Here is a 13,197-nt window from a genome sequence, read left to right on the forward strand (position 1 = left end):
CGATGCGTAAGTCAGTTATTGCGATTATCATCATCGTGCTGGTCGTACTTTATACCTCGATCTTTGTGGTCAAAGAGGGTGAACGCGGGATTACTCTGCGCTTTGGCAAAGTACTGCGTGACGATGAAAACAAACCGCTGGTCTTTGAGCCAGGTCTGCACTTCAAGATGCCGATGATTGAATCAGTGAAAACGCTCGACGCGCGTATTCAGACCATGGATAACCAGGCTGACCGTTTCGTCACCAAAGAGAAAAAAGACCTGATCGTCGATTCTTATATCAAATGGCGTATCAGCGATTTTAGCCGTTACTATCTGGCTACGGGCGGCGGCGACGTTTCCCAGGCGGAAGTACTGCTGAAACGTAAGTTCTCTGACCGTCTGCGTTCTGAAATTGGTCGTCTGGATGTGAAAGACATCGTGACCGATTCTCGTGGTCGTCTGACGCTTGAAGTGCGTGACGCGCTGAACTCCGGTTCTGCGGGTACAGAAGATGAAGTGACCACGCCAGCCGCAGATGATGCGATTGCGAAAGCCGCTGAACGTGTTCAGGAAGAGACCAACGGCAAAGTGCCGGTGATCAACCCGAACAGTATGGCTGCACTCGGTATTGAAGTGGTTGACGTGCGTATCAAGCAGATCAACCTGCCTGCTGAAGTGTCCGAAGCGATCTACAACCGTATGCGCGCTGAGCGTGAAGCGGTAGCCCGTCGCCATCGTTCACAGGGCCAGGAAGAAGCGGAAAAACTGCGCGCCACTGCCGATTACGAAGTGACGAAAACACTGGCAGAATCTGAACGTCAGGGCCGCATTATGCGCGGTGAAGGCGATGCAGAAGCCGCGAAACTGTTTGCCGATGCATTTAGCCAGGATCCGGATTTCTATGCCTTTATCCGTAGCCTGCGTGCGTATGAAAACAGCTTCCAGAGCAACCAGGATGTGATGGTATTGAGTCCTGACAGCGATTTCTTCCGTTATATGAAGACGCCAGGCAACGCCACACGATAAACTCAGCTCCGTTTGAGTTTTCAAACCACCGCTCTTAACGGAGCGGTGGTTTTCTTTTATAAGGAACCAAAATGAATTCAACTATTCTGCTGGCGCTCGCGTTAGTTTTGGTGCTGGAAGGTCTGGGTCCGATGCTGTATCCGCGCGCCTGGCGTCGAATGATCGCCACCATGAGTCAACTGCCGGATAATATTTTACGTCGTTTTGGCGGGGGTCTTGTGGTTGCGGGAGTGGTGATCTACTACATGTTGAGGAAAACGATTGGCTGATCAAAAATTGGTCGGATTTGCCTTGTGATGTGGGCAAAAAGTGCTGTAACTCTGAAAAAGCGGTGGTAGAATCCATTTTTAAGCAATCGGTGATTTTGAAAATGGGTAACAACGTTGTCGTACTGGGCACCCAATGGGGTGACGAAGGTAAAGGGAAGATTGTCGATCTTCTGACTGAACGTGCTAAATATGTTGTACGCTATCAGGGTGGTCACAATGCTGGCCATACTCTCGTAATCAACGGTGAAAAAACCGTCCTCCATCTTATTCCATCAGGCATTCTTCGTGAAAATGTGACCAGCATCATCGGTAACGGTGTTGTGCTGTCTCCTGCTGCGCTGATGAAAGAGATGAAAGGCCTGGAAGACCGTGGTATCCCGGTTCGTGAGCGTCTGCTGCTCTCCGAAGCCTGTCCGCTGATCCTCGACTATCACGTTGCGCTGGACGTGGCGCGTGAAAAAGCGCGCGGCGCGAAAGCTATCGGCACGACTGGCCGTGGCATCGGTCCAGCTTACGAAGATAAAGTCGCCCGTCGCGGTCTGCGCGTTGGCGACCTGTTCGACAAAAACACCTTCGCTGAAAAACTGAAAGAAGTGATGGAATATCACAACTTCCAGCTGGTGAACTTCTACAAAGCTGACGCCGTTGACTACCAGAAAGTGCTGGACGATGTCATGGCGGTGGCTGACATCCTGACCGGTATGGTTGTGGATGTTTCCGATCTGCTGGACCAGGCGCGTAAGCGTGGCGATTTCGTCATGTTTGAAGGCGCGCAGGGTACGCTGCTGGATATCGACCACGGTACCTATCCGTACGTCACCTCCTCTAACACCACCGCGGGTGGCGTAGCGACCGGTTCCGGCCTGGGTCCTCGCTATGTGGATTATGTTCTGGGGATCATCAAAGCTTACTCCACGCGCGTGGGTGCGGGTCCATTCCCGACTGAGCTGTTTGATGAAACTGGCGAGTTCCTGTGCAAGCAAGGTAACGAGTTTGGCGCGACCACCGGTCGTCGTCGTCGTACCGGCTGGCTGGACGCCGTTGCTGTGCGTCGTGCCGTGCAGATCAACTCCCTGTCTGGCTTCTGCCTGACCAAGCTGGACGTGCTGGACGGCCTGAAAGAAGTGAAAATCTGTGTTGCCTACCGTATGCCGGATGGCCGTGAAGTGACCACCACTCCACTGGCTGCCGACGACTGGGAAGGCATCGAGCCAATCTACGAAACCATGCCAGGCTGGTCAGAAACCACCTTTGGCGTGAAAGAGCGTAGTGGCTTGCCGAAAGCGGCGCTGGATTATATCAAGCGCATTGAAGAACTGACCGAAGTGCCGATTGATATTATCTCTACCGGCCCGGACCGTACTGAAACGATGATTCTGCGCGACCCGTTCGACGCATAATTTCGTGACCGTTGGCCTGCGGGGTAACCTGCGGGCCAGATTAGCGTCGTTCCATCTGGCAATAGCCCCCTGATTCCCGCTTTTCCCTCCTTTCAGTCTAAATAAATTCGCCGTTAACTATCTGGCTGGTTTATCATCATTATTGAATATCTCTGCGGTCTGACCGCGTTTTTTCCCTTTTCCTGAGGTTGATGTGCAGTTAACGAGTTTCACCGATTACGGCTTGCGTGCGCTGATCTACATGGCGTCGTTGCCACAAGGACAGATGACCAGTATCTCTGAGGTGACAGAGGTCTACGGCGTGTCCCGTAATCATATGGTCAAAATAATCAATCAACTTAGCCGTGCGGGATACGTGACTGCCGTCCGCGGGAAAAACGGGGGGATTCGTCTCGGTAAACCAGCACAGAGTATTCGTGTTGGGGATGTGGTACGTGAACTCGAGCCATTGACTCTGGTGAACTGCAGCAGCGAGTTCTGCCACATCACCCCCGCTTGCCGCCTGAAACAGGCGCTTTCTAAGGCTGTGCAAAGTTTTCTCAAGGAACTGGATAACTACACGCTGGCCGATTTGGTTGAAGAGAATCAACCGCTGTATAAATTATTGCTGGTGGAATGAAGAAAATTTCCACCGGAGCTGACAACGGAGGAACCGACATGTCACATGATCCTTTCCAGGAACGCGAAGCAGAAAAGTACGCGAATCCTATCCCAAGCCGCGAGTTCATCATCGAACACTTAACAAAACGCGAAAAGCCCGCCAATCGTGAAGAACTTGCCGTTGAATTAAATATTGAAGGTGAAGAGCAAATTGAAGCCCTTCGCCGCCGTCTGCGCGCCATGGAGCGTGACGGGCAACTGGTCTTTACCCGTCGCCAGTGCTATGCGCTGCCGGAGCGCCTCGATTTGCTGAAGGGCGTCGTTATCGGTCACCGCGACGGTTTCGGCTTCCTGCGCGTTGAAGGCCGTAAGGACGATCTCTACCTTTCGTCCGAACAGATGAAGATGTGCATCCATGGCGATCAAATTCTGGCGCAGCCGCTGGGGGCCGATCGTAAAGGCCGCCGCGAAGCGCGCGTGGTTCGCGTGCTGGTACCGAAAACCAGCCAGATCGTCGGGCGTTACTTCACCGACGCGGGCGTGGGCTTTGTGGTGCCGGACGACAGCCGTCTGAGCTTCGATATCCTGATCCCGCCTGAAGAGGTGATGGGCGCGCGTATGGGCTTTGTGGTGGTGGTTGAACTTACCCAGCGCCCGACGCGTCGCACCAAAGCGGTCGGTAAAATCGTCGAAGTGCTGGGCGATAACATGGGCACCAGCATGGCTGTCGATATGGCGCTACGCACCCATGAAATTCCTTACGTCTGGCCGACAGCCGTTGAAGAACAAATTAAAGATCTGAAAGAACAGGTTCCGGAAGAGGCCAAAGTGGGCCGCGTGGATCTGCGCGATCTGCCGCTGGTCACCATTGATGGCGAAGATGCCCGCGACTTCGATGACGCGGTCTTCTGCGAGAAAAAACGCGGCGGCGGCTGGCGTTTATGGGTGGCGATTGCCGACGTCAGCTATTACGTCCGCACCAACACCCCGCTGGACAACGAAGCGCGCAGTCGTGGCACGTCTGTCTACTTCCCGTCGCAGGTCGTTCCAATGCTGCCGGAAGTGCTGTCCAACGGACTGTGCTCACTCAATCCGCAGGTTGATCGTCTGTGTATGGTCTGTGAAATGACCATCTCCACCAAAGGGCGCTTAACCGGCTACAAATTCTATGAAGCGGTGATGAGCTCGCATGCCCGCCTGACGTACACCAAAGTCTGGCACATGTTGCAGGGCGACCAGGAGCTGCGTGAGCAATATGCGCCGCTGGTTAAACACATCGAAGAGCTGCATAACCTCTACAAAGTGCTGGATCAGGCGCGCGAAGAGCGCGGCGGGATCTCGTTTGAGAGCGAAGAGGCGAAGTTCATCTTTAACGCTGAACGTCGTATCGAGCGTATCGAACAGACACAGCGTAATGATGCGCACAAACTGATTGAAGAGTGCATGATCCTGGCGAATATTTCAGCGGCACGTTTCGTTGAAAAAGCCAAGGAGCCTGCGCTGTTCCGTATTCACGATAAGCCAACCACAGAAGCGATTACCGCCTTCCGTTCGGTGCTGGCGGAGCTGGGGCTTGAGCTGCCGGGCGGTAACAAGCCTGAACCGCGCGATTACGCCGAGCTGCTCGAATCCATCGGCGATCGTCCTGATGCGGAAATGCTGCAAACCATGCTGCTTCGCTCTATGAAACAGGCGATTTACGATCCGGAAAACCGCGGTCACTTCGGCCTGGCGCTGCAGTCTTATGCGCACTTTACCTCGCCGATTCGTCGTTACCCGGATCTGTCGCTGCACCGCGCCATTAAGTATCTGCTGGCGCAAGAGCAGGGGCATAAAGGCAATACTACGGAAACGGGCGGCTACCACTACTCCATGGAAGAGATGCTCCAGCTGGGTCAGCACTGTTCCATGGCGGAACGTCGCGCCGACGAAGCCACCCGCGATGTCGCGGACTGGCTGAAGTGTGACTTCATGCTGGATCAGGTAGGCAACGTCTTTAAAGGCGTGATTGCCAGCGTCACCGGCTTTGGCTTCTTTGTACGTCTCGACGAGCTGTTTATCGACGGCCTGGTCCACGTTTCATCGCTGGATAACGATTACTACCGCTACGATCAGGTAGGACAGCGTCTGACGGGCGAATCCGGCGGCCAGACTTACCGTCTGGGCGATCGCGTTGAAGTGAAGGTTGAAGCCGTTAACATGGACGAACGTAAGATTGATTTCAGCCTGATCTCAAGCGAGCGTGCGCCACGTAATGTGGGGAAAACCGAGCGCGAAAAAGCAAGAAAAGGCGCGAACGGTAAAACCAGCGGCAAACGCCGCCAGACGGGTAAAAAAGTGAACTTCGAACCGGACAGCGCTTTCCGTGGTGATAAGGGCAAATCAACGCCAAAACCACCGAAAGCGAAGAAAGAGAAGAGCGCGAAAAAGCCGTCGGCGAAGACCCAGAAAATAGCCGCTGCGACCAAAGCGAAGCGCGCTGCAAAGAAAAAAGTGGCGGAATAATTTCCTCCTTATAACCCCTGCCAGCCGGCGGGGGTTATTCTTTTTAGCCGTAAGTCATTCCAGAACAGAATAGATATTTCTCCCTTCCCCCTATATTTCCTGCTTAGTGAATTTTCAGTAATCGTTATTTATTATTTTTGATTAGCCATGTCAGGCAGATGTGTATAGTGAATTTCACTTACCGATTGAACCCCTTTATTTGCAAGGAGCGTTTATGCATCTCGCCCGTTTTCCCCGCGTTTCTCTTGGCCATTTTCCCACTCCGCTTGAGCCACTGGAAAATTTAACGAAATTATTAGGCGGACCCAAAATATGGATCAAACGAGACGATGCCACGGGCCTGGCGAGCGGCGGGAATAAAACCCGAAAACTGGAGTTTTTGCTCGCGGATGCGCAGGTCAAAAATGCCGATGTGATCATTACCCAGGGGGCAACGCAATCTAACCACGTACGTCAGACGATTGCCGGAGCGGCGCGTCTTGGCTTACAGGCGAAAGCCTTGCTGGAAAAGCGCGTCAACGATTTCGGCGACGATTATCAGCGCTCGGGTAATGTGTTGCTCGACAAGCTGCTGGGCGGGGAGATTGTGGCTCACCTGCCGGGTGGAACTGATATGCAGCAGGCGATGGAAGAGTACGCCGCCACGCTGCGAGATAAGGGGCATAACCCGTATATCATCCCCGGCGGGGGCTCAAATCCGATTGGGGCGCTGGGCTATGTCGCCTGCGCTGAAGAGTTGCTCTATCAGTCGTCACAGCGGCGGCTTCGCATTGACCATGTCGTTCATGCCACAGGGAGCACCGGCACGCAGGCCGGGCTTGTCGCGGGCTTCACGGCCACCAACAGCCATGTACCGGTGCTGGGGATCAGTGTGCGAGCGCCAAAAGCGAAACAGGAAGAGAACGTCTGGAATCTGGCATCACGCACGCTCGACCTGTTGGGTGTCGCGGGAGAGCTGCGAAGAGACGCCGTTGTGGCCAACAGCGACTATGTGGGCGATGGCTACGGCCTGCCCACCGACGGCACGCTGGAGGCGCTCACGCTGCTGGCGCGCCATGAGGGCATCCTGCTCGATCCGGTCTATTCCGCGAAAGGGTTCGCCGGGCTTATCGACCTGATTCGTAAAGGACATTTCCGCCAGGACGAAAACGTCGTCTTCATCCATACCGGCGGCTCCGCGGGATTGTTCGGTTATCGTCAGCTTTTTGAGGCTCATCCACACCATGGCTAAGCCTTTTTTGCTGGGGGTGCTGGGCGGGATGGGGCCGCTGGCGACGCTGGATTTTCAGCGGCTGCTCCTGGCTTCAACGCCTGCGCAGAACGATCAGCAGCATCTGCCCACGGTCGTCTGGAATGTGCCGCAAATTGCGGATCGACAAAAAGCGCTGGCCGGCGCGGGTCCGTCGCCGCTGCCGCAGTTACTTCACGCGACTGAAATGCTGAATCGGGCAGGGGCGAGCCATATCGCGATCCCCTGCAACACGGCGCATCACTGGTATGACGCGCTAAGCGCCGCGAGCGATGCGCCGATTTTGCATATTGTCGATGCCACGCTTGCCGCGCTAAAGCAGGAGGCCGACCGTCCACAGCGGGTGGGCATTATCGCCACCAAAGGGACGCTTGAGGCGGGATGGTATCAGCAAAAGATGGCTGCAGAAGGCATCGAGGTCATTGAACCGACAGCGGATGAACTGACCGGGTGGTTTGTGCCGGGATGCTATGCGGTGAAACGTGGGGCGCTGGAAGAAGGCGGTGCGCTGCTGGTGCGTCAGGCCCACGCCCTGTTTGAGCGCGGTGCGCAAAAGCTGGTGCTGGCCTGTACGGAAGTTCCCGTTGCGCTCGACGCTGTCAATGCCCCATTCCTTGACCTTACTTTCGATCCGGCGCGAGCGCTGGCTGAACGATGTTCGCAATTATGGCAGGCCCGATAAGATTGAAAAAATATACGCTGTCCGTTTATTAGCGGGCGTGAAAATAGTTTCCTCGAAGGATAAATAATATGAAGAAAAGTCTCTGCTTATTAATTGCAGCGGGTGGTCTATGGGTTAATACCAGCTTTGCGGATTCGCCAGCGGAAGTTCGCGTGGCTTACAGCGGTGGCTCTCAGGTATTAATGCTGGCGAAAGCGGACGGTTCTCTGGATAAAGCCTTAAACAGTAAAGTGAACTGGGTGCAATTTGCTTCGGGTGCTGACGCATTAAGTTATTTTGCCAGTGATGCCATTGATATTGCTAACTTCGGTTCAAGCCCGGCAACCGCCGGAATTGTCAGAAAGCTGCCGGTGGAAATTATTGGCGTTTCCGGGGTGATCGCCAGCTATGAGCGTTTAATCGGAAAAGACGGAGTGACCAGCATCAAGGATATTGAAGGCAAACGCGTCGCCTATCCGCCGAACTCAACGGCGCAATATGCCCTCGAAGCCGCCATTAGCGTCAATAAACTGGATCGCAGCAAAATCACTCTACTGCCGTTGCGCCCGGCTGAAATGGTCGCGGCCTGGAAACGAGGCGACATTGACGCCGGTTACGTCTGGGCGCCGTTTGCGCAGGAGCTGGAATCCTCCGGTGGGCATCAGGTGTTTGCCACCAAAGATCTGCAGAAAGATGGCTATCTGATTTACAACAACTATGTGGTGCGTAAAGCCTTCGCGGAAAAGTATCCGCAAGCGGTAACGGCCTTCCTGCGAGTGCATCAGCAGAAGGTGGATGAGTTCAGGAAAGATCCGGAGCGCGCGGCCGCCATTGTGGCAAAAGAGGTGGGGGCCCCAGTGACTACGGCTGCCAATACCCTTGGCGGGCTGGAGTATCCGACGTTGACACAGCAGGGTACGGCAGACTGGCTGGGTAACGGGACGCAAACCAGCGACAGCGGAATCGGCAAAGCCCTGACCAAAACGTCGCAATTTCTCGCGGGCATCGGTGAGATCCGCAAGCGTGATATCCCGGCGAACTGGGATAGCGCCATTGATTCGCGCTACATTCGTGACGCGGCGGTAGCAGCGCAATGAAATTGAGTCACCACATCGCCATCAGCATTTTTTCGGTGGCGGTCTTCTTTATCCTCTGGCAGGTGGCGGCAATGCGGCAGTGGGTGGACCCGCTGCTGCTGCCCTCTCTGACCGATATTGGCTTGACCACCGAAGAGCTGCTGGCCGACGGCTATCGACAGGTTCCGCTTTGGGAGCATATCGCCGTCAGCCTGGCGCGCGCGCTCAGCGCATTTTCGGTGGCGATCGCCATCGGCATCCCGCTGGGATTGCTGATGGGGCTGTCTGACGGGCTTTCTGCGGTGCTGAATCCGTTTGTCCAGTTTCTGCGCCCGTTGCCGAAAATCGCGCTGATCCCGCTGGCCGTGGTCTGGCTGGGAATTGGCGAGGCCTCTAAATTTTTCCTGATCTTTATCGCCACCTTTTTAAGCGTCGTGGTCGGCGCTGCTGCAGCCGTTGAGCGCATCGGGCGCTCGCGCATTCGTGTGGCGCAAACTCTGGGCGCATCCCGCAGGCAGATTTTCCTTCGCGTGGTGTTACCGGATGCGCTGCCGGATCTTTTCACCACCGTCAGGTTATCAATTGGAATTGGCTGGACGTCGCTGATTGCAGCAGAGATGGTCGCGGCCAGTTCCGGGCTTGGCTGGATGGTCATTAACGCCAGTTCCTATCTGCGAACAGACATTGTCATGCTTGGCATTCTGCTGCTCGGAGGGATTGGCTATTTACTGGATCTATTACTGCTGGGGCTGCAACGGCTGTTTGTCCCGTGGGCGGGGAAAGAATAATGAGTGCTATCACGCTGGAAAATGTTTCGCTCTCCTTTGCAGCGAAACCGCAGCCGTTCACGGTGCTGGAGGATATCAGCCTGTCGCTGAACACGGGGGAGTTTGTGGTTTTACTGGGGCCATCCGGCTGCGGGAAGTCCACGATTCTGAACCTGGTGGCCGGGTTCACTAAGCCCGATCGCGGACGGGTGGCTGCAAACGGGAAAACGGTGCGCCAGCCGGGGCCGGATCGCGGGATGATTTTTCAGCAGCCTAATCTGTTCCCGTGGCTATCCGTTCTTGAAAACGTCACGTTTGGCCCGCGGCTGGGGAAATACCGTAAAGACGAAACCAACGCGCAGGCGCTGGAGTGGCTGGCGCGCGTTGGGCTGAACGGCTTTGAACACCACGCCCCCTGGCAGCTTTCTGGCGGAATGAAGCAGCGTGTTGCGCTGGCTCGCGCATGGCTACCGGGGCCGGAAGTCCTGCTGCTGGACGAGCCTTTTGGGGCGCTGGATGCGCAAACTCGTCTGATGATGCAAGAGCTGCTGCGCGAAGCCTGGCTGGCGACCCGCACCACGCTGCTGTTTGTAACCCACGATGTGGAAGAGGCGCTGTTTCTGGCCGATCGGGTGCTGATCATGTCGGCGAAGCCCGGAAAAATTGTTGAAGAGATCGTCCTGCCTTTTGGCCGCGAAAGGGATATCGAAACCCTGGCTGAACATCCGCGCTATAGCGAGATTAAACATCGCGTGTTGCATCGGGTGCGCCAGGAGGCAAAACGGCATTTAGGGTAAACACAATTCCCGGTGTCGGGAATGAATCAACTGTCATGACTGAGGTGGAAGCAATGAGCACGAGCGAATTACGAGACCGTCTTGAAAAGAGTATTCACCAGCACCGGGATGAGTATGTGGCGATAGCCAAAGATATTCACGCCCATCCCGAAACCGGTAATAACGAATATTACGCCAGCGGCCTGCTGACCGCGCTGCTGGAAAAACACGGCTTTATCGTCACTTCCCATGTTGCAGGACATGAAACGGCTTTTTTCGCCGTCAAAGAGAGCGGTAAGCCTGGCCCAACTATTGCCTATCTGGCGGAATACGATGCGCTGATCGATATCGGACATGCCTGCGGGCACAACATTATCGGCGTGACCAGCATTGCGGCCGCCATCGCCCTCAGCGATACGCTGGAGAGCACCGGTGGCAAAGTAGTGGTGCTGGGCACGCCTGCGGAAGAGGGCGGTTTGCGCGGAAAAGGGGGGCCAAACGGCAACGTTAAAGCCCGGTTCGTTGAGCACGGTTTTCTCAAAGACGTGGACGCGGCGCTGATGGTGCATCCGGCGGGCAAAACGCGGCTTTCCGGTCCGTCGCTGGCCAATAACCATCTTTATTTCCACTTTTACGGTAAGCCGTCGCATGCGGGGAGTTCGCCGCATAAAGGTGTTAACGCGCTGGATGCGCTGGTGCTGCTCTACAACGGGATCAGCGTGCTACGCCAGCAGTTGCCGGACGGCATCCGCGTTCACGGCATCATCACTAATGGCGGCCAGGCACCGAATGTGATCCCGGAGTATGCCTCTGCTCATTACTACATTCGCGCCCATACGCGTGAAGACGTTGTGGCGCTGGAACCGCGTATCCGCGCGATTGCCGAAGGGGTCGCGCTGGCGACGGGGACAACGGTGAAAATTGAGCACCAGGTGGGACCGCGTGATTTCAATATCAACCACGCCCTGAACGACGTGCTGCTGGAAGAGTTCACCGCCGCGGGCGAACACGTTGAGCTGAAAGAGAAAGAGGGGCTGGGTTCCACCGATGCCGGGGATATCAGTCACGCCGTGCCCACTGCCCATCCGTACATCAAGATTGGTCCCGACGATCTCATCGGTCATACCGTCGCGTTTCGCGAAGCCGCTAACTCAGCTCAGGGCTATGACGCGCTGGTGACGGGGGCGCTGGTGCTGGCGCGAACGGGCCTGCGTTTGCTGACCGATACCGCTTTGCTGCAGGACGCCAAAGATGAGTTTGCCGGGCGCACTGCTGCCATCCGGGCCGCTTAACCCTTAACCGGAGTCTTATTACAATGAAAATGCTGTTTTCTGCCGCCACACTTTTACTGGCGGCGGTTTTACCCCTGGGAAGCGTACAGGCGGAAAGCGTGGATCGTAACGCTGTCCTCAATATTGCCTATGGTAATCGTCCGGGAACGCTGGACCCTTACCTGACCACTAACAACGCCACCTCAGACGTGGACCGGCATATCTTCGAAACGCTGTTCACCATTAACGCCAAATTCGAGCCGGTACCTGAACTGGTGCAGAGTTATACCCTCAGCGACGACCGGAAAACCTACACCTTTGTGCTGCGTGACGGGATTCATTTTCACGACGGGCAGCTTCTGACTGCGGATGATGTGGTGGCCTCCATGAACCGCTGGCTGTCGGTGTCAACGCAGGGTAAAGCCAATCTACCGGGCGTGCAGTTCAGCAAAGTGGATGACAAAACCGTGACTTTCACGTTGCCTGCGCCATCGCTGATTACTCTTAACGTCCTGGCGGACGTCAAAAATATCGCGGCGATCATGCCGAAACGAATCATTGATGAGGCTAACAGCAGTAAGAAACCGGTGACGGAACTGACAGGGACCGGGCCGTATAAGCTGGCCGAGTTTAAGCCTGGCGACTACCTGCATCTGACGCGCTATGACCAGTATCAGTCGCGCACGGAGCCTGCGAGCGGATTATCCGGCCAGAAGAAAGCGGACGTGAAGGATATCTGGTTCCGCTATATCACCGATGAGTCCACGCGTCTCGCAGGCGCGATGACCGGTGAATACGATCTGGTGTTCCAGCTGCCGAAAGACAATATTGACACCCTCAGCAGCGCGCCGGATCTGTCGCTGTTTCAGCCGCAGAGCGGCGGTTCACTCATCACCTACCTGTTCAATAAAAACCAGGGCCCCTTCGCCGATGTGAAGCTGCGCCAGGCGTTCAATCTGGCCCTCGACGTTCATCAAACGTTGCTGGCGGGCTACAGCGATCCGCGCTTCTTCAAAGAAGATCCGTCGCTCGGTTTCCCGGATCAGGTGGACTGGTATAGCGAAGCGGGTAAACCCTACTGGAATCAACACAAGCTGGACGAAGCGCGCGCGCTGGTTAAATCCTCCGGTTATCGGGGGGAAGAAGTGGTGATTATTGCCACCAAAGAGTATGCCGAACTGTACAACCTGGCGATTGTGGCCCAACAGGTCCTGAAACAGATTGGGGTGAAATCGCGGCTGGATGTGTATGACTGGCCGACGGTATTGCAGCGTCGCCAGGATCCGAAAAACTTCGATCTCTGCGCGCTGGAGTTCTCTATGCGCCAGGTCTTACACCAGTATCCGTTCCTCGATTCCCGCGCGAAGTTTCCGGGACTGAGCAATAGCCCTGAGATCGACGCCGTGCTGGATGGCATCAAACAAGCTGCCTCTTTGCAAGAAGCGAAACCGCTGGTGGATAAACTCAATGTGCTGAGCTGGCAGTATCTGCCGGTGATTGTGCTGGGACGAACTACGCCGGATGCGGTGGCGATCAAGAAAAACATCAAAGGCTATCAGGATCTGATTGGACCGGTGTTGTGGAATGTGAGCGTAACCCAACCCTGACGGGAGAAG

The 13,197-nt window shown here is 55.5% G+C and carries 12 protein-coding genes; all 12 read left to right on the forward strand.

From position 1 onward, the window contains the following. Positions 1-2: 2 nt before the first annotated feature. Positions 3-1,007 (forward strand): protease modulator HflC, encoded by a 1,005-nt coding sequence (gene hflC / locus SOM82_RS02015; RefSeq protein WP_154126948.1) that lies wholly within the window; start codon positions 3-5, stop codon positions 1,005-1,007. A gap of 71 nt (positions 1,008-1,078) precedes the next feature. Then, complete coding sequence (locus tag SOM82_RS02020; RefSeq protein ID WP_154126949.1) at positions 1,079-1,276, forward strand: DUF2065 domain-containing protein; 198 nt, start codon at positions 1,079-1,081, stop codon at positions 1,274-1,276. 101 nt (positions 1,277-1,377) lie between these two features. Then, positions 1,378-2,676, forward strand: a complete 1,299-nt coding sequence (locus SOM82_RS02025; protein ID WP_320460848.1) for an adenylosuccinate synthase — start codon at positions 1,378-1,380, stop codon at positions 2,674-2,676. A gap of 193 nt (positions 2,677-2,869) precedes the next feature. Continuing rightward, positions 2,870-3,295 (forward strand): nitric oxide-sensing transcriptional repressor NsrR, encoded by a 426-nt coding sequence (nsrR, locus tag SOM82_RS02030; protein ID WP_095280485.1) that lies wholly within the window; start codon positions 2,870-2,872, stop codon positions 3,293-3,295. Positions 3,296-3,333: 38 nt separating this feature from the next. Beyond that, on the forward strand, positions 3,334-5,781 hold the full coding sequence (gene rnr, locus SOM82_RS02035) for a ribonuclease R (protein WP_320460739.1): 2,448 nt from the start codon (positions 3,334-3,336) through the stop codon (positions 5,779-5,781). Positions 5,782-5,995: 214 nt separating this feature from the next. Further along, complete coding sequence (gene cuyA, locus SOM82_RS02040; protein ID WP_320460740.1) at positions 5,996-7,012, forward strand: D-cysteate sulfo-lyase; 1,017 nt, start codon at positions 5,996-5,998, stop codon at positions 7,010-7,012. After that, positions 7,005-7,712 carry a cysteate racemase gene (cuyB, locus tag SOM82_RS02045; RefSeq protein ID WP_320460741.1) on the forward strand — a complete coding sequence of 236 codons (708 nt, stop codon included), beginning with the start codon at positions 7,005-7,007 and terminating at the stop codon, positions 7,710-7,712. The genes cuyA and cuyB overlap by 8 nt, the downstream gene beginning before the upstream one ends. A 68-nt stretch (positions 7,713-7,780) precedes the next feature. Then, positions 7,781-8,788, forward strand: coding sequence for a taurine ABC transporter substrate-binding protein (locus SOM82_RS02050; protein ID WP_320460742.1), 1,008 nt, complete (start codon positions 7,781-7,783; stop codon positions 8,786-8,788). Further along, complete coding sequence (locus SOM82_RS02055; protein WP_320460743.1) at positions 8,785-9,555, forward strand: ABC transporter permease; 771 nt, start codon at positions 8,785-8,787, stop codon at positions 9,553-9,555. Before SOM82_RS02050 ends, SOM82_RS02055 begins: the two co-directional genes overlap by 4 nt. Beyond that, positions 9,555-10,331 carry an ABC transporter ATP-binding protein gene (locus SOM82_RS02060; RefSeq protein ID WP_320460744.1) on the forward strand — a complete coding sequence of 259 codons (777 nt, stop codon included), beginning with the start codon at positions 9,555-9,557 and terminating at the stop codon, positions 10,329-10,331. Before SOM82_RS02055 ends, SOM82_RS02060 begins: the two co-directional genes overlap by 1 nt. Positions 10,332-10,384: 53 nt before the next feature. Further along, positions 10,385-11,602: a M20 family metallopeptidase gene (locus SOM82_RS02065; RefSeq protein WP_320460745.1), complete on the forward strand. Its 1,218-nt coding sequence runs from the start codon at positions 10,385-10,387 to the stop codon at positions 11,600-11,602. Between the two features lie 23 nt (positions 11,603-11,625). Further along, positions 11,626-13,188 carry an ABC transporter substrate-binding protein gene (locus tag SOM82_RS02070; protein WP_320460746.1) on the forward strand — a complete coding sequence of 521 codons (1,563 nt, stop codon included), beginning with the start codon at positions 11,626-11,628 and terminating at the stop codon, positions 13,186-13,188. The last annotated feature ends 9 nt before the right edge of the window (positions 13,189-13,197 follow it).

Origin of the sequence: Lelliottia sp. CFBP8978, from assembly GCF_034046055.2 — a bacterium.
GTDB lineage: Bacteria > Pseudomonadota > Gammaproteobacteria > Enterobacterales > Enterobacteriaceae > Enterobacter.

What these genes read in the sequence shown, in the direction of transcription:
- hflC (WP_154126948.1), top strand. Translation starts at nt 3, where the DNA reads ATGCGTAAGTCAGTTATTGCGATTATCATCATCGTGCTGGTCGTACTT.
- SOM82_RS02020 (WP_154126949.1), top strand. Translation starts at nt 1,079, where the DNA reads ATGAATTCAACTATTCTGCTGGCGCTCGCGTTAGTTTTGGTGCTGGAA.
- SOM82_RS02025 (WP_320460848.1), top strand. Translation starts at nt 1,378, where the DNA reads ATGGGTAACAACGTTGTCGTACTGGGCACCCAATGGGGTGACGAAGGT.
- rnr (WP_320460739.1), top strand. Translation starts at nt 3,334, where the DNA reads ATGTCACATGATCCTTTCCAGGAACGCGAAGCAGAAAAGTACGCGAAT.
- cuyA (WP_320460740.1), top strand. Translation starts at nt 5,996, where the DNA reads ATGCATCTCGCCCGTTTTCCCCGCGTTTCTCTTGGCCATTTTCCCACT.
- cuyB (WP_320460741.1), top strand. Translation starts at nt 7,005, where the DNA reads ATGGCTAAGCCTTTTTTGCTGGGGGTGCTGGGCGGGATGGGGCCGCTG.
- SOM82_RS02050 (WP_320460742.1), top strand. Translation starts at nt 7,781, where the DNA reads ATGAAGAAAAGTCTCTGCTTATTAATTGCAGCGGGTGGTCTATGGGTT.
- SOM82_RS02055 (WP_320460743.1), top strand. Translation starts at nt 8,785, where the DNA reads ATGAAATTGAGTCACCACATCGCCATCAGCATTTTTTCGGTGGCGGTC.
- SOM82_RS02060 (WP_320460744.1), top strand. Translation starts at nt 9,555, where the DNA reads ATGAGTGCTATCACGCTGGAAAATGTTTCGCTCTCCTTTGCAGCGAAA.
- SOM82_RS02065 (WP_320460745.1), top strand. Translation starts at nt 10,385, where the DNA reads ATGAGCACGAGCGAATTACGAGACCGTCTTGAAAAGAGTATTCACCAG.
- SOM82_RS02070 (WP_320460746.1), top strand. Translation starts at nt 11,626, where the DNA reads ATGAAAATGCTGTTTTCTGCCGCCACACTTTTACTGGCGGCGGTTTTA.